The organism is Kordia sp. (assembly GCF_022447245.1).
Lineage (GTDB): Bacteria > Bacteroidota > Bacteroidia > Flavobacteriales > Flavobacteriaceae > Kordia.
The window spans coordinates 254,291-276,732 of sequence record NZ_JAKVBC010000003.1 but is presented as its reverse complement, the minus strand read 5'-3'; the positions used below and the strand labels follow the sequence as shown (position 1 = coordinate 276,732).

Sequence of the window (22,442 nt, the reverse complement as noted above, 5' to 3'; positions counted from 1 at the left end):
ATGGTACTGCAGAAATGTGGGAGAGTATGTCGCCGCCTTTTTTTAAAACCCTTATCATAACTGATAAGGGTTTTTTTGTGTGAGAAATTTAAGAATTTAACTTCTAATCCTTCATGCCTTCTAACTGATAATTTTCTTTCTTTACATCAGATTGTAGTTAATAAATGAATTCTTTAATTAGTCACTGATATTTTTAATAGAATATGTTGTACTAGGTTGCGTCTAAGAATCTTATATTCAAGTTAAAGATATCTTAAAATATACTTTACATAGCTTATTAGTGTTGTCTTATTATTAATTTCACAGTCATAACTAATTAATCAAACTATGTTGAGAAAAATACCACTATTTCTGTTGGGGATATTGTTAGTTTCTATAACTTCTTGTTCGACAGCGAAAAAAGCCTCTGCAAGTAATAAGAAAGGAACAGTAGCTTCAACAAAACCTAAAAAGAAATCAAAAAAAGGAGGAATTCAGCCTTATAGTAAAGTAATTACGAAAGAGGCAAAAAGTGATGAAGGACTATTTACAGTTCATGAAGTAAATGACAAATATTTTTATGAAATTCCAGATACTCTTTTTAACAGAGAGATGTTAATGGTGACAAGAATTGCAAAAACAGCTTCAGGGCTTGGTTTTGGAGGAGGAAAGCAAAATACGCAAGTTCTTCGCTGGGAAAAAAAGAAAAAACAAGTTCTGCTAAGAGTCGTTTCTCATAGCGTTGTAGCAGAAGATTCATTGCCAGTACATGAAGCAGTTGTAAATTCTAACTTTGAGCCTATTTTATATGCATTTCCAATCAAAGCATTTAGTAAAGATTCATTAAATACAGTTATTGATGTTACTCCTTTGTTTTCAAAAGATGTGAAAGCATTAGGGCTTCCACAATTTAGAAGAAGACAATATAAGATTTCACGTTTAGATGCTTCCAGATCGTATATTGATAAGTTAAAGAGTTATCCTTTAAATATTGAGGCTAGACACGTTAAAACATATAATGCAGGTTCACCACCATCCAATGGAAGTGTAGGTTCTATTTCTGTAGAAATGAGTAATTCAATGATTTTACTTCCAAAAGAACCAATGAAGCGACGTTATTTTGATGAGCGTGTAGGTTGGTTTACAAGTAGTCAAGTTGATTACGGATTAAAAGCACAAAAAAGTAAACGAGTAACTTTCTTAGATCGATGGAGATTAGAAGTAAGAGATGAAGATATCGAAAAATTCAAAAGAGGAGAACTTGTAGTGCCAAAAAAGCAAATTGTATATTATGTTGATAGAGCCACTCCAGAAGAATGGAAACCTTACATCAAGCAAGGTATCGAAGATTGGCAAGTAGCTTTTGAAGCGGCTGGTTTCAAAGATGCAATTATAGCAAAAGATCCTCCAACCGTAGAAGAAGATCCAGATTGGAGCCCAGAAGATGTTCGTTATTCAGTAGTTCGTTACTTAGCATCTCCAATTCCAAACGCAAATGGTCCACACGTAAGTGATCCAAGAAGCGGGGAAATTCTTGAAAGTGATATCAACTGGTATCATAACGTAATGAGCTTGTTAAGAAACTGGTTCTTTATTCAAACAGCTGCAATAAACCCTGAAGCACAGACATTGGAGTTTAAAAATGAAGTAATGGGACGTTTGATTCGTTTTGTATCATCTCATGAAGTTGGTCATACACTAGGTTTGCCACATAATATGGGAAGTAGCGCTGCATATTCTGTAGAAAACTTACGTAGTCCTGAGTTCACTAAAAAATATAGTACTGCTCCATCAATTATGGATTATGCACGTTTCAATTATGTAGCACAGCCAGGAGACGAAGGAGTAGCATTAATGCCAAATATTGGTCCTTATGATAAATATTCAATCAATTGGGGATATCGTCCAATTTTAGAAGCAAAAACAGGAAAAGATGAAAAGAAAATCTTAGATAGTTGGATTCTTGAAAAGGCAGGTGATCCATTATACAGATTTGGACATCAACAAGCAGGTGACGTAGTTGATCCTAGTTCTCAAACAGAAGATTTAGGAGATGATGCAATGAAAGCAAGTGATTACGGAATCAAAAACTTAAAAAGAATTGTTCCTAACTTAATCAAGTGGACTGCAGAAGATGGTAAAAATTATGATGATTTAGATGAAATGTACGGTCAAGTATTAGGTCAGTTCAATCGTTATATGGGGCATGTTTCTTCAAACATTGGTGGTGTATATGAGCATTACAAAACTTATGATCAAGAAGGAGCTGTATATACGCATGTAGCAAAGGCAGATCAAAAAAGAGCTGTAAAATTCATCAACGATCAGTTATTTAAAACTCCAGAATGGTTATTGGACGAAGAAATTTTCAACAAAACACAATACTCTGGAACTGTTGAAAGAATTCGCGGAATGCAAGTACGTTCATTAAACAGAATCTTAAGTTTAGGTAGATTGGCACGTGTATTAGAAAACGAAGCGCTAAACGGAAATGAAGCTTATAAAATTCTTGATTTAATGCGTGACTTACGCAACGGAGTTTGGATAGAATTACGTTCTGGTAGAACTATTGATATGTACCGTCGTAACTTACAAAGAGCACATATTGACAGATTAGGATATTTAATGACGGCTAAAAATCAGCAAGCATTTAGAGGAAGTGCTTATGTAAAATCAACTCCTTTAAATACAAGTCAATCTGACTTACGTGCTGTTGTAAGAGCTGAATTAAACACGTTAAAAAGACAAATAAGAAATGCTATTGGACGTACAAGTGATTCTATGAGTAAAATTCACTTAAGAGATGCTATTGAGCGTATCGATGCTATTTTAGATCCAAAATAATACATTTCTCACATACCTTATAAAAAGCAGCTTTCGAGCTGCTTTTTTTTGCTGCAAAGACAGGAATAGCTAACATAATTCTTCTTAAAAGAGCATACTACAAATTATTTTTATACATAATTCCCCTTAAATATGTATGCAATAATTGACTGTAATAGTTTTTTTGCTTCTTGCGAAAGAGCTTTTAATCCAGAGTTGATGGACAAACCATTGGCTATTTTATCGAACAATGACGGTTGTGTAATTTCTAGAAGTAGAGAAGCCAAAGCGTTAGGAATTCCTATGGGAGCACCACTTTTTAAATACAAGCAAATCATTCTTGAAAAAAACATTCAAGTACGCTCATCCAATTATTCTTTATATGGTGATATGAGCGAGCGCGTTATGAAACTTCTCGAAAACTTTTCACCAGAAGTAGAAGTGTATAGTATTGATGAAGCTTTTTTGAAATTGCCCGAATCAAAAGATTATCAAACAGTAGGACATACCATTAAAACCTATATTTACCAATGTACAGGAATCCCTGTAAGTGTTGGTATTGCTCCTACAAAAGCACTATCAAAAGCAGCTAATAATATTGCTAAGAAATTTCCCGAAAAAACAAACGGTTATCATGTAATAGATACCGAAGAGAAACGCATCAAAATGCTCAAATGGCTTTCTATAAAAGATATTTGGGGAATCGGGCGTGGAAATGCCCAACGTTTACAACTCAAAGGTGCGCACACTGCGTATGAGTTTACACAACTTACGGATGATTGGGTAAAGCGTAATATATCGATTGTGGGACTGCGACTCAAAAAAGATTTAGAAGGCGAACCTACAATTCAACTTGAAAATGAAGTACAAAACAAAAAGGCCATTGCAACGACGCGAAGTTTTGAATTTACATTTTCAGACAAAGAAAATATGAAGGAACGTATTGCCACGTTTGCTTCTCGTTGTGCAGAAAAATTGCGCATGCAACATTGTTCATGCAACATTGTGATGGTGTTTTTAAGAAGTGATCGAAATAAACGAAACGAATCGCAATATAGAGCAAGCAAAGTCGTAACGTTACCATACGCAACAAATTCTACACTCATCATCAATCAATTTGCACAAAAGACATTAAACGAAATTTTTAAACCAGGAGTTAAATACAAAAGAGCAGGTGTTATGCTCATGGGATTGATCAATACGGATGCATTGCAACTCGATTTATTCAAAAATGAAGATCCAAAACACAAAGAATTAATGAAAGCCATGGATACATTAAATGAAAAATATGGAGGACGAAAAATTAAAATGGCAAATCAAGATTTACAACGCACATGGAAAATGCGACAAGCGCACTTATCGCCAGAATACACTACAAAATTTAGTGATATCATTACCTTAAACTGTGATACGATTTAATATAAGAGAACAATGAAGAAATACAAAAATGACAGATCGCTCATATTTTACGAATCCATTCAAGGAGACATAGCACTTCCGTATGTTGAAGAAGGAATCTCTGCAGGATTTCCATCTCCAGCAGATGATTTTAAAAACAGACGCATCAGTTTAGACAGAGAATTGATTCGAAATGAAAACACAACCTATTATGCGCGTGTCAGTGGAGAATCTATGATTGGTGCAGGTTTAGATAATAACGACTTATTAGTAATAGATAAAAGTATTTCCCCAAAAGATGGCAAAATAGCAGTGTGTTATGTAGATGGTGAATTTACCGTAAAGCGCCTAAAAATAACAGAAGAGTGTGTATATCTCATGCCCGAAAATGACAATTACAAACCTATCAAAGTTACCAAAGATAAGCAGTTGCTTATTTGGGGAATTGTGACGTATGTTATTAAAAAAGTATGATTGTATAAAAAGTAGTAGTAACAATTCTATTCAAAAATATACCCATATAGTCAAGAATATATAATTTTTAAGAAACTACTATTAATTATCACGCGAATGAATATAGACATTGACAAAATACAATTAGACATTAAAAAGAAGTTTATTTATAAATACAAACCAGAATTTTCAGAATCGTTTGTTACAAAAATTAAGGATACTCAAATCATACCTTTAGGAATTAAAGTTTTTGAAAAATTGGAATGGAATATTGTATATGTTAGTCAAAACTCTATAGAGGCAAAAAGGAAAAATACATGGGGGAAATTTACCGAGAAAATTACAATTACTAAAAAAGCAACTGGAAGAATTGAAGTGCATAGCAAAACGTTAGAAGGTAATTTTATTGATTTTGGAAGAAATTCAATGCGAACAGGAGTGTTCATCACAGTATTTAAAAAATTAGCAGAAGCCTACGAAAAAAGTGGTGAACTTTCCGAAATACAAGCAGCTTATGAAAAAGAGTTGAGTTGGGAAGAATATGAAGTTCCTACTGAATTGCCAAAACCTATAGTTCATAAAGAATCACATGTTGCTGTTCCTATGATAGGTGGTTTAATTATTGCGATCATTTTTGGAGTACTTCTGGGCATACTCATCACAAATCTAGGACACATTATAGGATTATATGAAGTAGGACTGGGACTGGGAATAGGCTATGTATTTGGAAAAGTTCTCAAAAAGACGAACTATATTAATTTTAAAATGATCAATATACTTCTAGCAGGTATGATGTTAGTCATGTTTATAACTAGTTTATTTACACAATATCTATGGATTATTTCAGAAGCTAATATTGTAGATGTATCTTTTTTTGAATTTTTAGGAATACGACTTGAAGGTGGACTCACCATTAAAAGTTCCAATATAGGTTGGATTGGACTTGTATTGAGCTGGCTTTTTCAAATAATAATTCCATACATCATTGCTCAATTTAAGGCAGGAACCATGGTGTTAAATAGTCTTATTGAAAGAGTACCAGAAACGGTACTTGAATATACAGTCTATCTATTTGAAAAAGGAAAAACTGAAACTGAAGTAAGAGTAGAATTGGCACAAAAAGGTTGGGGTTTAGAAGAAGAACAAGACAGTGTTTTTAATGCGCTTGGAGCAATTCAAGGATATAAAGAAAGTTATCGTGAATAAGATAATGATATTTAATTATTGTTAAAACCTTATCTTAGAAAAACAAATTAGAAACTAGTTATGTGGCAAAAAGAAAATCCTATGCAGAAGAAGTAGAAAAACTATGTAAAGTCATAGATATTGCAATAGAAGCTTACAAGAAACATCCACCGCAAGGTTGGGATTCAAAAAATATAGATTGGGTGACTTCTTGTCTTGAGAAGGATAAAGTAAGTAGGCTTACAGCTGAAAAAAGTTCAGAAACATGGCATCTTTAAAATATGATATTGAAGCTGTATTTACATATTTTCAAGAAGCAGCAGGAGAAACTTTGGAATATTTTTGGGCGAAACTAAACGAAGCAGGACTTGATTATAAGCGAGAAAATAAACTAGAAAAGATTCTAAATAGAGGAAAAATTAAAGGAGATATTGAATACAATTATGTAACAGATATGTTGGTGGTTGCAGAAGAAGTAGGTTTAACGACAGCGGTTCAAAATGCGCAGCTCAACGAAATACTTGGCGTGTATGAATCTAAAAAGAAGTAGTAATATTTGAAGAAGCATAACTACATGTTAAAAAGAGCAACATTAACAGATATTGCTGAATTACAAGAAATTTGCAAGAAATCATATTCCCAAGTATTTGCCGATCATTGGACTAAAAATGGGATGGAACTATATTTAGAACAAGAATTTGGAACCAATCGGTTGAATTCAGAATTGGCAGATGATAACTATGAATATTATTTTATTCAATACAATGGAGAGAATATTGAATTTCTAAAAATGAATTATAAATCATCTAGGGAGTTATCTGAACTGGATAATTGCGAATTAGAAAAAATATACATACTTCCCAAACATGGAGGAAAAGGAATCGGGAAAACAGTGATGACCCAAATGATAAAGCATAGTCAAGAAAAGAATAAAAAAAATCTTTTTCTTTGCGTAATTGATACCAATGAAAACGCTAATGCTTTCTATATAAAATTAGGATTTAAATTTCATAGCAAAACCCGATTAGAGGTAGCACATTTCAAAGAAGAATTAAAAGGAATGCATTGAATGGCGCTTGAATTGGAATAAAAACACTGCACGAAAGAAAGAGTTTAAGTATACTTTTAAGAAGAAAAATGATTTGGAAAGACATCACAAATGACGCTGAATTATGGACAGGTTTACGAATTGAAGTTGACAATAAAATTTCTGGAATACTTCAGCTTGAATCAGGAGTTAATTGCCGTTTTAAATTACTAAATAAAGATATCCCAATTCTTTGGGGAACGTTTGGTAAAGAATATTGGGGCGTGTGGCTCTTGCAGAATAAAGTTGATTGGGAATTGGAAGACATGCCAATAAAACCTATAAATTCAGAAACTATTGAAGCATCAAAAAATGCCGACTATTATAAATTCTGGTCTCGTTTTTTTGCTAAGTCTTTGGGAGATGAAAAACAACCAATACTATCAGATGGACTTTGGACACTAACGATTGGAGCTTCTCCTGAAAACAAAGAAAAAAACACTTCAATTAAAGTCGGTGATATTGCCAAAGCTTTTGATGTAGAAAATCCTAGATGGATTACATGGGATATTGGTCGAAACGATAGCCTTGTCGCATTAAAAAATGAGCCAAATGAAAAGAATGGTAGGGTAAAATGGTTTCGAAAATTAGTTAAACAAGGATCTTGCCCACCAATATTAGTTTGGTATTTGAGTTGTATTGGTGGTTATGTTGTACTTGATGGGCATTGTCGCTTAAAAGCATTTCAGATTGAATCTGTTCCTGTCAAGTTTTTAGTCTTAGATTCTATTGTAGAACAAGAAATTAAAAAAGACCCTAAGGTGCAGCAAAATATTTTACTTGCTATTGAGAAAACACAAAAAAATCAAGTAAAACGAAAAATAAATGTAGAAGAAATAAATAAAGTGCTAATTAGGGCATTTGATAATAGGCCTTATTGTCATCCAATTACCAATGCAAAAGCTAGGCATAATTTTGAAGAAAAATGGACAACAGAAGTGCGAGATATGGGAATATCTTTGAACCTGAACTCAGATGATATTGAAATTATGATTAAACGAATAGAAGAGTAATGAATTGAACTTTAGATTCTATCAGACCAGTAATGATTAATTAAAGAAAAATGAAAATATTTAAATACATAAAAGAACTTGACTGTTTTGTAGTAAATCCAGAATATAAAGTAATAGCTGATCAACTTGGTTTGACAGAATGGAATGAAGTAGTTTGGATTGGGCGATTTTTTACTTTAGATAATGATTATGGAGAACACTGGTTTGATAATTGGGAAGAGCGAGACAAGCTTCAAGAAAAAGCTGTATCTATGGGAATTAAATATGATGATTTGTTAGTGATTAATCCAGATAGATTTAAAAATAATGCAGACGGACCATGTCACACACCAGCTGAAAGGAAAAGATTTTGGACAGATGTGTTAAAATCTCTTGACTTAAGTCTTGAAACTATAATTTCGGAAGCATTAAAGTTGAATGATGAAAATAGAAAAGCTGGAGAAGACTATATCGCTGAATTGAATACAATCATTGAAAAAATACAAGCAATAATCAATAACAATTGATGAAATGATAAAACGAATATTCAGAATTTTAATTCTAGTAATGCTTATAGCCTGTGAGCAAGGTGCAGGTAAATCACCTAAAGAAGTAAGATATGAAGACTCAAATGGAAACATATTTATTGAAAAAGGAAGTGATATTTCTATAATACCTGCTACATATAATAAAACAGGAAAGTCATATAAAATATTCATTTACAATGAAACTTCTAAAGAAATAGAAGTTGTTGAAGGCTTAAAAATTGAAACGAATACATTTAAAACCTTTGATCTAAAAGATACTGATACACTTACATTGGATATTGGAGTCCAATTAATGTTTGGAGAAAAGTACGGTCTAGAAATAGAAGACAAGAAGTCTCAAATAAGCAGTCTTGGAGGAAAGTTTTTAGAAGTATATGGAGTTCCTGAAGATGTTGAATGGGCTTTTGTGATAGTTCCAGAAGGAAAAGGAGATTAAAGAATATAAGTGAGAAATAAACATCATAATATATAAAGTCCATTTGCTTCTTATTTAGAAACAAACGGACTTTATTATAAAATTAAAGAAGAGCTATCGTCCTTCCACTAACTGTGCTGTAAATGGTACTTGTCGTAATTTTGGAGCGCTAAAGCCTTCCATTTTTACGCATAAACCAAAAGCGACTAATGCTGAAGAAACAGCACCTTCTTGCCAACCTGACAAAGCAGATAATTGATCGCCAACAATATAAAAGCCATCATTACCTTCTTGCAATTATTATTGAAGTCAAGTTTTATAGAAGTCTAATCTACTTCAATAAATCATCTAAAATGGTTTCCAAATAGGCAAGATCTTTTTCGGTAAAATCAAGTACCTTTTTAGTCTTCTTATCAAATCTAGGCGGAATTCCTTTGTCTACATATCGTACAATACCATCTTTATCTACAATCATAATCATTGGATAAATTTTTACACCCAAATCATTCTTTATAAAAGACTTTGCATTTACCAAATGCTCAAAAGTATAGGCGTTTGTTTCTAAAAATGTCTTTACCTTTTCTTTGGTATCAAAAGTGATGGACTTAAAGTCTACTTTATCTTTATATTTTTCGTGGAGTATATTTAATAGTGGCATTTCGCGTCTGCAAGGATAACAATTTACAAACCATATATTTATAAACGTAATCTTTCCTTTGAGGCCTTTTTGAGTTATTTTTTCGCCTTTTACATTTCGGAGTTTAAAATCAGGGAACGGTTTATTTTCCAAATCGTATATCTTTCCTGTTCTATTAACTTTACGATCAAAATCATATCTAATAAAGTTAATAATGGAATCGTTTCGTTTGATAGTTTCCTCAATAGTATAACTTACTGTAGTAATGGAAATATCGGTTTTTAATTTGTTATTAAGACTTTGAATAACCTTATCTAATTCGCCTTTGGTATAAATTTTAGGACTATTTTTTGCTTTGTAATATTCTTGCGCCTGTACAGTAGTAAAACATAAAAGGCAACACAGTGGTAAAAAGAGATGTTTTAACATGGTTTTAATGGGTAAATTGTTTGCAAACAGTTGGTAATGTTACTTAAATATACATTAAAAAATAATAGGAATACCTGCCAAAATAGTAATGATACATTGAATCTGTTGAAATGTGAAACCTATCTAAAAAACCAAAAAATCTAAGGAGTCTAACAATCCAAGAAGTCCAACAATCTGAGAACTCTAACACAAAGCTGATAGAGCGAAGTCTAATCAAGCTTTAATAAAATCTTCATATTCATAATAAAAGGTTTCAAACTGCTGCATGGTTTCATTTAAGAAGATCATTGTTTCTTGCCATGTGTTTTTATTGTGAATAGATACTTTGTGTTTTTCTAAGTAAATTCTAGAAATTTCTTTGCCATTATCTAAAACATAGGCTTCATCAAAAATAGCATTAGGAAGAAATTCGTTTGTCAAAATAGCTTTTAAGGAAACCATTTTGTCCCAGTATTTGATACGATTTTCAAGATTTTGATCTTCAATATCAAGAGAAACCATCGCTTTTTTCTTGTCAAAATAAAACTTAAACGAAAAATCTCGGATCTTTGTATTATATAAAACCCACTTACGAGGAAAAGATTTTCCAAACGAAATCCAAAAATCTTGTCGTAATTTCCTTGATTCTGCCTTGCTAAACATAAAAAATATTTATTGATTCTGAACTTGCTTGATACGAAATTTTCTTTTTAAAACTAAAAGTGGCCTATACTGAGCAAAGCCAAGTCTATATGCTGGGCGAAGCACGAAGTATATTATATAAAATACGCCAATACTGTTGCGCTAATAATCACTAACAATTTAGTCAAATTAAATTTATGACCTTCCGAACTTTCAAATAATATTGTAGTTGAAATATGTAAAAAGATTCCAATAACCAACGCGGTAATTTCATTTTGGTACGCTTCTAAAAACGTCAACTGTTCAGACAAAAAGCTTCCTAACGGTGTCATTACGGCAAACAAACATAAGAAGTTTAGGATAGAAGTTCTTGTCATTTTTGACTTATAAAAGAAGGTTGTCAAAATAATAGCAATGGGTACTTTGTGCACTACAATTCCATAAATCAAATGGTCGTGCTGATGCATTGGAAAACCTTCTAAAACCGCATGAATACTTAAACTTACAAATAATAACCAAGGAAATTTTTGACTATCTTTATCTATATGTACATGCCCGTGTTCGGCACCTTTAGAGAAAAATTCTAGGAAAACTTGCAGCAAAATTCCCGCCATTACAAAAATGCCATAACGTCCTTTATAATCGCTAAAAACATTGGGTAATAAATTAAAAATAGTAATTGCTAATAGGAAAGCTCCACTAAACGCCAGCAATAACTTCATGTGCTGCTTTTGCTGCGGCTTAAAAATAGTAACAAAAAGAAATCCTAGTATTACGGCTAAGATGGGTAGTAAATAATACATCATTTAAAAATCATAATCAGTCTACTGGAAGTTTTCTTATCAAACTTTCCCAAACTATAATCGCCAAAAATAGCTAATAAATCGATATCAGCCGCAGTAAAATACGATTCAAAATCTTTTAAACTCAATGCTTTTACTTTTTCTGTGTAATGATGCTCGCGTCCATCAGCTTCAAAACGAATATCTTTATAAATAAATCCGTCTTCTACATAGCGGTGCAAGCGGAAGATAATACCATCTACTTCTTTGATTTCATTTTCTACTAAGTTCTCTATAACAAAATCTGCATTTAAGAAATCAATCACACCAAAGCCGTTTTCATTAAGTTCTGTTTTGATAGATTTTATGGTACGCAAATTATCAGATTCGTTTTCAAAATAGCCAAAACTAGTAAACAAATTAAACACTGCATCAAACTGTTTTGAATAGGGCTTGCACATGTCATGTACTTCAAAGCGAAGCGTATCATTAGCAAATTGAGATGCAAGTGCAATACTATTTGGAGACAAATCGACTCCAATTACATCATACCCCATTTTATTCAAAAACACGGAATGTCTACCTTTTCCACAAGCTAAATCTAAAATAGTTCCATCTTCGGGCAAGTTCAAAAACTCTACTAAATGTTTCATAAATGCCTCTGCTTCGTCATATCCTCTGTCTTTATATAAAATATGATAATAAGGAGTATCAAACCACGACGCGTACCAAGTTGTATTCTCTGACTGCATAATTTCTTTTTGGGTACACTGAACTTTTCAAAGTGTACATTGGTTAGGTTATTTGCTAATATCCCTTAAACCAATTATTAACTATAAATACTAAAAGTGCAAAATTAATGTATTTTGCACTTTTTATAGTCGTTGCTAGGGCGAAATAATTTCAAAGTATTGATAATACCTATGAAAGCATAGTATCCTGAGTGTTTTTATAAATTATTGATATACTTGATTAGCTTTATTAAATCAGCTTCTTTTTGAACCTTTATATTTTCATGTTGAATAAAAGCTTCTATTTGTGCTCTTTTAGTAGAAAACAAAGCTGCAAAGTCTTTATTTTTTCTTGGTAACGGAATGGCGATACCTGAGTTATTGGTTTCTACATAAAATTCAGTGCGGGCATTTTTAAACTCTCCGTTGACTCTAGGTCTGTGACTTCCGGGAGCTACATACTTTTTACGATCCTTTCTGTACAAGGACAAATAATTGTTTTCTTCTAATTGGACAAAATACCCTAAAGCAATCCTTTCATCGTCTTTTCTTTCTTTTAATACTTTATAATGGATATTGGTAGTAGGAAAAGAGACCAAGTGTTTTTGGTGTTTCTTATCAATAAACACAACAGCATCGCCGTCTAAAATTTCCATTTCATCCAAAAAAGCGTTGTAGCGAACCTTAAAAGCATTTTTGGTGTTGGAGATCGTTGCTTGTCTAAACGTTTCGTCATAAAACTGCGAACCTTTTGTTTTACTAATAACACTTTTTAGAGTTTCTTCTTTAGGAATATCAGTATACGCTAGCGAATTAATATTGTTCCTAAAAGGATTAAATTCTGTGCGGATACCACTTCTATCAATTTGTGAGTAAATTTCGCTTGTAACAAATAGTATTAGTACTGAGCAGATCATTTTTATTGGTAACTTCATAATGTTTTGGTTTTGAGTGTTAATGACTTATTTACCTATTGCAAAAACTATACCGAAAATATATTTTGATTTTACATAAGTTTCGCCTAGTTTTAACAATTATAAGTCCATGCTTTACTTGATTAAAATGCCATGAAAAACAATCTCAAAAACAAAGAAACTCTACAAATGAAGCTAACTGATAAGGAATACGAATACATAAGATCAAAAACAATATCGCCTAATCACAAGTCTATGCCTTTAATAAGTTGGGATATTTTTATGGAAAACTATCACAATACACTTCAAGCATCAAAAAAGAAAGTAGAATTGACTCAAGTAACTACACTGGCAAAAAAATACAATTGGCAAAACGACTTGGAGCTGGTTTTTTCTAAACATGATTACGAAGCCCTAATCATTACTGACATTAACCAAAATATTATTTGGGTCAATGAAGGCTTTACAAACATGACAGGCTATTCGCAAAAATACGCTATCAATAAAACGCCAAGATTCTTACAAGGAGCACAAACATCGGTAGAAACTAAAAATAGGATTCGCGAAAAAATACAACTACAACAGCCTTTTAAAGAAGTTATTATCAACCACAAAAAGGACAAAACTACGTATAAGTGCGAAGTAAACATTATTCCGTTGTATAGTGAGGAAACCACACATTTTATAGCACTAGAAAAGCAAGTAGTATAGTTCAGCGTTTGATATACAAACTGCAAAGTAAAGTCCAGGCCGCAGCGTAAAGTCTCCCGACTTTACTCAAATCAAACTATTAAAAAGCACAACGCGTATTATAAAAACAAAATGCTTATAAAATAATATTGTCAACTTTATAAAAACGATATTTAAAACCTATTTTAACGTTATAAACTCATCATGCCTACAAAGTCGTATTTACTTATTTTTTTAATTAGCATAAGCTTTGTACAGGCGCAAAAAAATGTAAAAAAGTATTATTATCCTCTCGGCAAAAAGAAAACAGTTGCGGTATATAAATACGTAAATAAAAATGATACTACGCATGTTGAGTATTGGAAAGTCATAACGTCACCAAAAGATCAAAGCATAAAAACTATTTCTTATGATAAAGACTTTAGGGTTTACAATGTTTTTGAAGAGATCATTACTAAAAAAGGTGCAAAACTTAGCAAGTATACTGATTACAGAATATCCGATACGGGCAAAAATATTCCCATGCCAGCAACTATTGTAGAATCAGATGTATATTTATGGAAATCTACTGAAACTTTCTCTTATGCTGTTACCTATACTAGTAAGTATGGACATTCAGAGTTTACAAAAAGCAGAACGTTTGATGGAATAGAAAGGATTACAGTGAACGGAAAGCAATACAAAGTTGCTGTTTTTAAAGATGACTATCATATATATATAAAGGATTATAATGATAGCTACAGCTATCCACAACGTACCTATTATGCAAAACATATAGGAATGGTAAAGTACGAACGAAAACTACCAAATGAAAAAACGCCAATTAAGTTAGAGCTTACCGAAATACTCACCGAAACTGCTTTTAAAGATTTACAACGTTAAGATATAATTAGTACTACTTTACTGTGTTTTTTCGTCAAAACACGACGCTTATTTGAAAAAAGTGACGCTTACAAAATACTTTGGTAAAATTCCAAAAAGTCTTCCGATATTGGATGAAAATTTAATAGAAACCAACTGCAGTTCGTTTTCTAATAACCATTAAAATAGGAAAAACATGGCTATTAAATTCAAAGTTATTCCGCGCAGAAATCCAAGGGATTTGGCTGCGCCACAAAAGTATTATCCAAGCTCAGTAACAGGAAGTATATTGGACTTAGATAAACTAGCCGATTTGGTTGGCGATGGTTCTACCGTACGCCGTAATGATGTATATGCAGTTTTAATTGGATTGGTAGATGTTGCGAAGCGACAATTAGAATTGGGAAATATGGTGCGTTTAGGCGATTTAGGAAGTTTTGCCGTAAACGTATCGGGTGAAGGAAAAGAAACTGCTGTTGAGGTAACAGGTGCTACTATTGATAAAAGTAAAATAATCTTTAGACCAAGCAGCAACTTAAAAAAGATGTTAAAAACCCTAAACTTTGAAAAAGTAGGAGAGTCTTCTATGTAAATTTAAGATTCAATACCGATAGGTATTTTCCATAATTAGTTTTACTTAAAAATTCTTTCAAGATAAAGTGCAGATTTTATCAAGATAGAATTTTTTTTTGTCTTGATGTTTTTTGCAACTTATCAAGATAAAAATATTTTTTATCAAGATGTTTTTTAGCTGTCTCTAAGCCCAGTATTTATAAGGGTTTGGAGATTGATACAAAATAGTATCACATCGAGCGCAGTTAAGGTATTTTTTATAGCATTTTGAAGACTTACCCTTTTTCGGAAAGTTCTAAATTAAACAAAATAGATTACAAAGGGGCTGGTCCCTTTGTAAATTCTCTTAAAACTTCATTAGGGCTTTTTCTTCCTAATGATTTATGCGGATGATATTCATTATAATCTTCTCTAAAGGTTTTATTAAATCGCTCTACATATCCATTCTGAGTCGGTTCTCCTGGTGCTGTATAGTTGATAGATATTCCTTCTGTATCACAAAAATTAACAAACAGATTTGATAAAAATTCTGGTCCATTATCTACTCGTATTTCTAGTGGTTTACCATAAACTTCAATCGCTTGTTTTATATAAGATACAACCCTGATGGCTGGCATTGAAAAATTTGCCTCAGTACACATGCCTGTCTGTTATAATCATCTATCATATTAAATACTCTAAAGGAACGCCCTGTAACTAGGCTATCACTCATAAAATCAGCACTCCATACTTGGCATGGAGCTTCTGGTTGCTCTAATGGTGTTTTTACTCGTGCAGGAAGGCGTTTCTTTTTCCTTTTTCTATTAAGATATAATCCCATTAATCTATATACTCGTAATACACGTTTACGATTCCATAAATAGCCTTGTTTACCAATACGATGATAGTAATAGTCAATCCCTCGATTTGGTTTTAACTCATTTATTTCTAAAAGTTTTTCTATTACTTGGCTATCATCTCTTGTAGTATTGTAATACCACATGGAACGACTCAGACACACTAGCGCACAGGATCTTTTAATACTCAGATCTTATTCAGTTATAATCGTTTGAGCCAATTCTTTTCGTTCACAAGGCGCTAGAGCTTTTTTTCAATGATATCCTTTAAAATACGGTGATCTAAGCTTAAATCCGCATACATCTGCTTTAAACGACGATTTTCCTCTTGGAATGACTTTAATTCTTTGAGTTGGTGGGCATCCATACCTTCATATTTGCGCTTCCAACTGTAAAAAGTGGCTGTAGTAATTCCTTTTTCTCTACAGATATCGGTTACTTTAATTCCTGATTCGTACTGTTGAAGCATAGCTATTATTTGAGCTTCACTAAATCTGCTTTTCTTTATAATTCAAAAATAGTTGATTTTTAAACTGTCTGAAAAATGGGGAAGCTTAAAAAAATGGAACTTGGTGTCCTAATTGCTTGGATGAATCTACCTATCATTCAAAATATGCGAAAGAATATCCAGACTTACAATTTATTGCCTTAGCTTTTGAATATGTAAAGACAAAAGAAAAACATTCAAAAATATCAAAAAGTTACAAAAACGATTGCATATTCCATATCCAATTTTGTTAGCACAGTTTGGAACTTCAAACAAACAAAAAGCACAAGAAAAATTGCCAATGTTGAATCATGTATTATCGTATCCAACGACTATTTTTATAGATAAAAAGGGAAAAGTCTGACGTATTCATACAGGTTTTAATGGTCCTCCGATTGGAGACAAATATGTAGACTTTGTAAAAGACTTTGAAAACTTCGTTTTTGAACTAACAAACAAATAAATATTACGGTTTAATCTATTGATTAGTAGGGTGTAAACATAAAAATGCATTTTAAATAGAAAGTCAACAATTTCTTAACATTATTTTGGGAGTGAAAATTTTGAAACTACCTATTTTTAGCATGTAGAAAGTGAAATTATGCAGCAGAAATTTTTACAGCCAATAGCAAAAAAATATAGTACATGTTATCAAATAAAATGTTAAACCAAAACGTCTTATTTCCGTGTGGAACTAAGGCGTTTTTTCTTTGGTAATTGCTATAATTTCATGCGTTAAAGTAAAATACAAAGAGCATAGTTTCCAACTAATAAACACAACCTAAAATTACAATCCATGAAGAAACTTTTACTTTGGCTATTTTTAGCCGTAAGCATCACTGCGTATGCTCAAATTCCATCGTATTATAGCGATGTAAACCTTTCTCAATCGGGAGCAAACTTAAAAGATGAGCTCGCAACCAAAATCATTTCAACACATACAACCTTTTTATCCTACACACCAGGTGTTTGGAATGCGCTACAACAATCGGATATAGATTTAAACAACAATTCAAACGTATTATTAATTTATGGACATAATGATACAGATGGAAATGTAAAAACAGACAGAACACGAGATAAATTCCAAAATGGAGGAAGTGTAGGCGATTGGAATAGAGAGCATGTATTTGCAAAATCACTCGCGAATCCAAACCTAGGAACTTCTGGTCCAGGAGCAGATGCGCACAACTTACGTGCCTGTGATTTTCAACAAAATTCTACACGTAACAATCGTAAATTTGGAACAGGTTCTGGCGCGGCTGGATATATAAATCCAAGTGGCGATTGGTATCCAGGAGACGAATGGAAAGGTGATGTAGCACGTATCATTTTGTTTATGTATGTACGATACGGAAACCAGTGTCTGCCTGTAAATGTAGGAACAGGAACTCCGTTAAGTATTGATAGTAATATGATAGATATGTTTTTACAATGGAATGTTGACGATCCAGTTTCTGCGTATGAAGAAAATCGTAACAACATTTTAGCAGGAATTCAAGGAAATAGAAACCCTTTTATTGACAATCCAGCATTTGCAACACAAATTTGGGGCGGACCACAAGCAGAAGACAAATTTGGATCAGGAAGCAACGATACAGAAGCTCCTTCAATACCTCAAAATTTAACAGCTTCTAATACTACTTCAACGGCAACTACATTGAATTGGACGCCTTCAACAGATAACGTAGCGGTGACTTCGTATGATGTATTTAGAAATGGAGTGCTCATGGGAAATACACCAAATACTACATACAATGTGTCTGGATTATCTGCTAGTACTTCATATACATTTACAGCAAGAGCTAAAGATGCAGCAGGAAATACTTCAAGCACAAGCTTCGGAGTAAATGTAACAACAAATGCGGCTGGTGATACGGCAGAATTATTCTTTTCTGAATATGTAGAAGGTTCGTCGTATAATAAAGCGTTGGAAATTGCCAACTTTACAGGAAGTTCAGTCAATTTGTCTAGCTATACAATTAAAAAGCAAACTAATGGAGCAGGAAGCTGGTCTTCAGGCTATGCATTAAGTGGAACTTTAACAAATGGAGATGTATATGTTTTGGGACATAGTTCAGCAGCTTCAGGGATTACTTCAGTAGCAGATGCAACCACAACAAATTCAGCAATTACATTTAATGGAAATGATGCTGTTGGATTATTTAGAAATGATGTTTTAATTGATATCGTAGGAACTTTTGGATCAAGTGCAAATTTTGGACAGAATGTTACTTTACGTAGAAAAGCTGATATCACAAATCCAAATACTATATATACAACTTCAGAATGGGATACTTTTGCAAATGATACCTTTGCAGATTTGGGAGCACATTCAGTAAATGGTGGAACGACTCCAGATACAGAAGCTCCATCCGTTCCAACAAATATTACAGCATCTTATATTACAGAAACAAGCACAACGTTAAATTGGACTGCTGCTACTGATAATATTGGTGTTACAGTGTATGAAGTATATAGAAACGGAACTTTAGTAGGAAGTACAGCGACAACATCATACAATGTGTCTGGACTTACGGTAGCAACTACGTATACTTTTACAGTAAGAGCAAAAGATGCAGCAGGAAACACATCTGCAGCCAGCTCAGGAACTAATGTGACTACTATTGATACAACTGCACCAACAATTCCAACGAATGTTGTAGCTTCTAACGAGACGCAAACTACTATTGATTTAAATTGGACTGCATCAACAGATAATGTAGCTGTTACAGCATACGACGTATACAGAAATGAAACGCTCATTAGTAATACAGCTTCAACTTCATACCAAGTTACAGGACTTACGCCAGATACAGCATATACATTTATAATAAGAGCAAAAGATGCTGCAGGAAATACATCAGCAAACAGTACGGCTGTAAATGCTAGTACACTATCAAATCCTGTTTCTAGTGGAGATGATTTATTATTTTCAGAATATGTAGAAGGATCATCGTATAACAAGGCATTAGAGATCGCCAATATTACAGGAAATACGGTTGACTTGTCATTGTATACAATTAAAAAGCAAACGAATGGAGCTGGAAGCTGGTCTGCAGGATATGCGTTAACAGGAAACTTATCTAACGGAAATGTATATGTAATTGGACACAGTTCAGCAGCTTCAGGAATTACTTCTAAGTCAGATGTTACGACTACAAATTCAATCATGATATTCAATGGAAACGATGCAATTGGATTGTTTAAAAATGATGTTTTAGTTGATATTATTAGAACATTCAATAGTACAGCAACGTTTGGAAGTAATGTTACTTTACAGAGAAAAACATCCGTTACAGGGCCAAATGTAGTATATACTGTGGCAGAATGGGATGAATTGCCAAACGATACATTTGATGGTTTAGGAAACTTCAACGGATCAAGTGCTGGAGCAACTGTAGTATTGCATGAAGGGTTCTTTGAATCTGGAATGGACGGTTGGATTGATGGTGGAGGCGATTGCTACCGTTACTCTGGAAGCAGATCGTATGAAGGAAACTATTCAATTCGTATTCGTGACAACTCAAGTACTGCATCTTCTATGACTTTAAATAATGTAGATGTAAGTCCGTATGATACGGTTGAGGTTGAATTCCATTTCTATTCGTATAGTATGGAAACTGGAGAAGATTTCTGGTTGCGTTACAATAATGGTTCTGGTTGGCAAACGGTAAAAGCGTATGCAAGCGGAACGGATTTCCAAAACAATAACTTCTACAGTTCTAAAGTGACTTTAGATAGCGGCTCTTATAACTTTGTAAACGACGCAAGTTTCAGATTCCAATGTGATGCTTCTGCAAATGCAGATCAAATTTACATTGATCAAGTAAGTATCAAAGGAATTACCAATGGAGGAGCTGCCAGACAAGCTATTAAAGCTTCTAAAGATACTGTTGAAACTAAATACTTATACAGTCTAAATGAAGAAGAAGTTTCTGAAGAAGACTTTACAGTATATCCAAATCCAACAGTAAATGAATTGGAAGTTTGTATTTTTACGGAAGGAAATACTACGTATCAAATTCACTCAATGTTAGGTCAGTTAGTAAAAGTTGGAAACTTGAACCATAAAACGATTGATGTACGTAATTTGAAAGCAGGAATGTATATTTTACAAATCAATGATGGTGATGAAATCTTAACAAAGAAATTTGTGAAGAAATAGTCACTATTTATATATAAATTATGAAAAGCCTTTCCTTGGGAGAGGCTTTTTTTGTCTTTTAAAAATGATAAAAAGCACAAACGTATACAATTCATAGACATTAGCAGTTTTACAAGTTGAATAAAGACTTTTAAGGATTAAAATACATATGTTTAACTATGAATTCTTATAAAAATAAGCCTGTAAAGTCTCAAAACACATCAGTAGCGAATACTATTACTACCAGACAAAACGATACAAAAACTTCTTTTCAGTTAAAAGATAATCGCTCGGAAGTGGTCTCGCAACTAAAATTAGTAGATGTAATGCATACAAATACTACTTTGCAAAAAAAAGCACCAATACAACTAGCAAAAGGTGTAACAGGTAAAAAACAGCCAGGTAGTAAAGGAGATAAAGCAGCCAGAGGAGTTGGAAAGGCAACACATTCGCCTGAAGCAGAATTTAATAATGGTACAATAGCAACTTTTCAATCGGGATCCCATGTGGCAGCTAGCAATGCAGCCAAAGGTATGGCAAATAGAAGTGGAACTACAGTAAAAGATGTGAATCAACTGAGTTAACTAAAATTGCATTGGAACGAAAGGTGTCATAAACAAAACCATTGATTTTTGTAACAATAAATATTTATAATTTCAGTTCATATTTAATAGCTTTCAGAATCAATCAAAAAACTAAATTAAGAAAGGAATGAAAAAAGCAATCTTATTCATATTGATCATTTCATTTTTTATATCATGTAACGAAGCAGTTCAAAAAGAAGTAAATCCCATAGAAAAAAAGAAATATCTGAATTATTTGAAAGCTATCAGTAATGGGAGTACTGTTCAAAACTTTCTCGTTATTAAGGTTAAAAATCTGAATAATGGAGAAACCAGAGAATATTGTGCAAAAGGAAATTTTTTGTGGGGAGCATTAAAAATGGAAATGAATGCTAACCATGCTAAAAATGAATACAAAAATGTTTATGAAATGGTAAGAAAAAATAAGGAGAGATATTTTGAGTTTAAAAGTGATAGCGCTTTATGGAATATTAGCGCATTTTGTGAATACTCTATGAAAGAACTGTCTGAATATGAAAATCAAATCAAAATAGATTCTTTAGTGTACAGAATTGAAAATGGAAAAGATTGGGGAATTACCATCAAAAATGACAATGAAATGAGAATGTGCGCACATGCTTTATTTAATAAAGGAATTTTAACAGCGGAAAATAGTTGCTTTGGTGGAATGTTATTGCTTGATAAAACTCGATAGTATTAAAAAACACCTATTTTTTTATTATTGCTTGAATATTCTTACTAACTTTAAAGAACACTTCATTCAAAACTGATAACCATGAAAAAAACAATTGCATTGGTATTTCTTTTTACGTTTATGCTAACTGGATACAGTCAAAATGAAACACCTTTTAAATGTATATATGATAAAGAAAATGTAGTTGCTAGCGCTATTGACGGGACTTGGAAACATGAAAAAGATGATGTAACAATTATGTTTAAAAAAGATACATCAATTCTTAGCCTGATACCTGAAAAATTTAATAAAGATTTTGCAGGCGAAGTTATATACCATGCTGGATTTATGACAATTTTCATGAAAGGAAAAGAACTAAAAGTACCATTTATCTTAATAACCAATCACGGAAATCCTCACATGGTATTTTTTAGAGACCGTCAAGGTGATCCCTATGGTGATGCAGAATCTTTTAACCTCTTTGTAGCAAAAGGAAAAACCAAAGAAACAGATAGACTATTTGTCGGAGGCGATTTTAATAATCAAGAATTTCGTGAACTAGTTAGAATAGAATGATACCTAAACTGTTAACATTGT

At 32.7% G+C, this 22,442-nt stretch carries 27 protein-coding genes; 18 read left to right on the top strand and 9 right to left on the bottom strand.

What is annotated here, in order from left to right; all coding sequences use genetic code 11:
- Nucleotides 1–327: 327 nt before the first annotated feature.
- The 10 genes from MK119_RS04015 to MK119_RS03970 all read left to right on the top strand — a co-directional run bounded on the left by MK119_RS04015 (nt 328) and on the right by MK119_RS03970 (nt 8,901).
- Nucleotides 328–2,823, top strand: a complete 2,496-nt coding sequence (locus tag MK119_RS04015; protein ID WP_290671127.1) for a zinc-dependent metalloprotease — start codon at nt 328–330, stop codon at nt 2,821–2,823.
- A 132-nt stretch (nt 2,824–2,955) separates the two neighbouring features.
- Nucleotides 2,956–4,221, top strand: coding sequence for a Y-family DNA polymerase (locus tag MK119_RS04010; RefSeq protein ID WP_290671125.1), 1,266 nt, complete (start codon nt 2,956–2,958; stop codon nt 4,219–4,221).
- Nucleotides 4,222–4,233: 12 nt separating this feature from the next.
- On the top strand, nt 4,234–4,674 hold the full coding sequence (umuD, locus tag MK119_RS04005; RefSeq protein ID WP_290671123.1) for a translesion error-prone DNA polymerase V autoproteolytic subunit: 441 nt from the start codon (nt 4,234–4,236) through the stop codon (nt 4,672–4,674).
- Between the two features lie 96 nt (nt 4,675–4,770).
- A complete protein-coding gene (locus MK119_RS04000) occupies nt 4,771–5,859 on the top strand; it encodes a hypothetical protein (RefSeq protein ID WP_290671121.1) in 1,089 nt (362 codons plus the stop codon).
- A 62-nt stretch (nt 5,860–5,921) separates the two neighbouring features.
- A complete protein-coding gene (locus MK119_RS03995) occupies nt 5,922–6,116 on the top strand; it encodes a hypothetical protein (RefSeq protein WP_290671119.1) in 195 nt (64 codons plus the stop codon).
- Entirely contained in the window at nt 6,104–6,388 is a 285-nt protein-coding gene (locus MK119_RS03990; RefSeq protein WP_290671117.1) for a hypothetical protein, read from the top strand. The genes MK119_RS03995 and MK119_RS03990 overlap by 13 nt, the downstream gene beginning before the upstream one ends.
- A gap of 24 nt (nt 6,389–6,412) precedes the next feature.
- A complete protein-coding gene (locus MK119_RS03985; protein ID WP_290671115.1) occupies nt 6,413–6,907 on the top strand; it encodes a GNAT family N-acetyltransferase in 495 nt (164 codons plus the stop codon).
- Nucleotides 6,908–6,975: 68 nt separating this feature from the next.
- Complete coding sequence (locus tag MK119_RS03980; protein ID WP_290671113.1) at nt 6,976–7,938, top strand: hypothetical protein; 963 nt, start codon at nt 6,976–6,978, stop codon at nt 7,936–7,938.
- Between the two features lie 50 nt (nt 7,939–7,988).
- Complete coding sequence (locus MK119_RS03975; RefSeq protein WP_290671112.1) at nt 7,989–8,444, top strand: hypothetical protein; 456 nt, start codon at nt 7,989–7,991, stop codon at nt 8,442–8,444.
- A 4-nt stretch (nt 8,445–8,448) separates the two neighbouring features.
- The gene (locus MK119_RS03970) at nt 8,449–8,901 is read left to right on the top strand and encodes a hypothetical protein (RefSeq protein ID WP_290671111.1); all 453 of its coding nucleotides are present in this window, start codon (nt 8,449–8,451) and stop codon (nt 8,899–8,901) included.
- Between the two features lie 93 nt (nt 8,902–8,994).
- On the opposite strand, the gene MK119_RS03965 is transcribed toward MK119_RS03970, so the two are convergent.
- The 6 genes from MK119_RS03965 to MK119_RS03940 form a co-directional block, all read right to left on the bottom strand.
- Nucleotides 8,995–9,177 carry a hypothetical protein gene (locus tag MK119_RS03965; protein WP_290671110.1) on the bottom strand — a complete coding sequence of 61 codons (183 nt, stop codon included), beginning with the start codon at nt 9,175–9,177 and terminating at the stop codon, nt 8,995–8,997.
- Between the two features lie 34 nt (nt 9,178–9,211).
- Nucleotides 9,212–9,946 carry a TlpA disulfide reductase family protein gene (locus tag MK119_RS03960; RefSeq protein ID WP_290671109.1) on the bottom strand — a complete coding sequence of 245 codons (735 nt, stop codon included), beginning with the start codon at nt 9,944–9,946 and terminating at the stop codon, nt 9,212–9,214.
- A 213-nt stretch (nt 9,947–10,159) separates the two neighbouring features.
- Entirely contained in the window at nt 10,160–10,588 is a 429-nt protein-coding gene (locus MK119_RS03955; protein ID WP_290671107.1) for a DUF4268 domain-containing protein, read from the bottom strand.
- Nucleotides 10,589–10,701: 113 nt separating this feature from the next.
- On the bottom strand, nt 10,702–11,373 hold the full coding sequence (locus tag MK119_RS03950; protein WP_290671106.1) for a ZIP family metal transporter: 672 nt from the start codon (nt 11,371–11,373) through the stop codon (nt 10,702–10,704).
- Nucleotides 11,370–12,101, bottom strand: a complete 732-nt coding sequence (locus MK119_RS03945; protein ID WP_290671104.1) for a class I SAM-dependent methyltransferase — start codon at nt 12,099–12,101, stop codon at nt 11,370–11,372. Before MK119_RS03945 ends, MK119_RS03950 begins: the two co-directional genes overlap by 4 nt.
- Nucleotides 12,102–12,298: 197 nt before the next feature.
- Nucleotides 12,299–13,015, bottom strand: a complete 717-nt coding sequence (locus MK119_RS03940; protein ID WP_290671102.1) for a hypothetical protein — start codon at nt 13,013–13,015, stop codon at nt 12,299–12,301.
- Nucleotides 13,016–13,147: 132 nt separating this feature from the next.
- Here MK119_RS03940 and MK119_RS03935 point away from each other — a divergent pair, with 132 nt between their 5' ends.
- From MK119_RS03935 to MK119_RS03925, 3 genes are all read left to right on the top strand, one after another.
- Nucleotides 13,148–13,705 (top strand): PAS domain-containing protein, encoded by a 558-nt coding sequence (locus tag MK119_RS03935; protein ID WP_290671100.1) that lies wholly within the window; start codon nt 13,148–13,150, stop codon nt 13,703–13,705.
- 183 nt (nt 13,706–13,888) lie between these two features.
- Entirely contained in the window at nt 13,889–14,566 is a 678-nt protein-coding gene (locus MK119_RS03930; protein WP_290671098.1) for a hypothetical protein, read from the top strand.
- A gap of 175 nt (nt 14,567–14,741) precedes the next feature.
- Nucleotides 14,742–15,137: an HU family DNA-binding protein gene (locus tag MK119_RS03925; RefSeq protein WP_290671096.1), complete on the top strand. Its 396-nt coding sequence runs from the start codon at nt 14,742–14,744 to the stop codon at nt 15,135–15,137.
- A gap of 295 nt (nt 15,138–15,432) precedes the next feature.
- Here MK119_RS03925 and MK119_RS03920 read toward each other — a convergent pair whose 3' ends face one another.
- From MK119_RS03920 to MK119_RS03910, 3 genes are all read right to left on the bottom strand, one after another.
- Nucleotides 15,433–15,735 carry an integrase core domain-containing protein gene (locus MK119_RS03920; RefSeq protein ID WP_290671095.1) on the bottom strand — a complete coding sequence of 101 codons (303 nt, stop codon included), beginning with the start codon at nt 15,733–15,735 and terminating at the stop codon, nt 15,433–15,435.
- Nucleotides 15,705–16,118, bottom strand: a complete 414-nt coding sequence (locus MK119_RS03915) for a hypothetical protein (RefSeq protein WP_290671093.1) — start codon at nt 16,116–16,118, stop codon at nt 15,705–15,707. The genes MK119_RS03920 and MK119_RS03915 overlap by 31 nt, the downstream gene beginning before the upstream one ends.
- Before the next feature lie 77 nt (nt 16,119–16,195).
- Nucleotides 16,196–16,423, bottom strand: coding sequence for a transposase (locus MK119_RS03910; RefSeq protein WP_290671091.1), 228 nt, complete (start codon nt 16,421–16,423; stop codon nt 16,196–16,198).
- 244 nt (nt 16,424–16,667) lie between these two features.
- On the opposite strand from MK119_RS03910, the gene MK119_RS24200 reads away from it, so the two are divergent.
- The 5 genes from MK119_RS24200 to MK119_RS03885 all read left to right on the top strand — a co-directional run bounded on the left by MK119_RS24200 (nt 16,668) and on the right by MK119_RS03885 (nt 22,421).
- Nucleotides 16,668–16,805: a hypothetical protein gene (locus MK119_RS24200; protein WP_366512766.1), complete on the top strand. Its 138-nt coding sequence runs from the start codon at nt 16,668–16,670 to the stop codon at nt 16,803–16,805.
- Between the two features lie 432 nt (nt 16,806–17,237).
- Nucleotides 17,238–20,609, top strand: a complete 3,372-nt coding sequence (locus MK119_RS03900; RefSeq protein WP_290671089.1) for an endonuclease — start codon at nt 17,238–17,240, stop codon at nt 20,607–20,609.
- Nucleotides 20,610–20,767: 158 nt separating this feature from the next.
- On the top strand, nt 20,768–21,172 hold the full coding sequence (locus MK119_RS03895; RefSeq protein WP_290671087.1) for a hypothetical protein: 405 nt from the start codon (nt 20,768–20,770) through the stop codon (nt 21,170–21,172).
- A 151-nt stretch (nt 21,173–21,323) separates the two neighbouring features.
- Entirely contained in the window at nt 21,324–21,866 is a 543-nt protein-coding gene (locus MK119_RS03890) for a hypothetical protein (protein WP_290671085.1), read from the top strand.
- 81 nt (nt 21,867–21,947) lie between these two features.
- Nucleotides 21,948–22,421: a hypothetical protein gene (locus MK119_RS03885; RefSeq protein ID WP_290671083.1), complete on the top strand. Its 474-nt coding sequence runs from the start codon at nt 21,948–21,950 to the stop codon at nt 22,419–22,421.
- Nucleotides 22,422–22,442 lie beyond the last annotated feature (21 nt).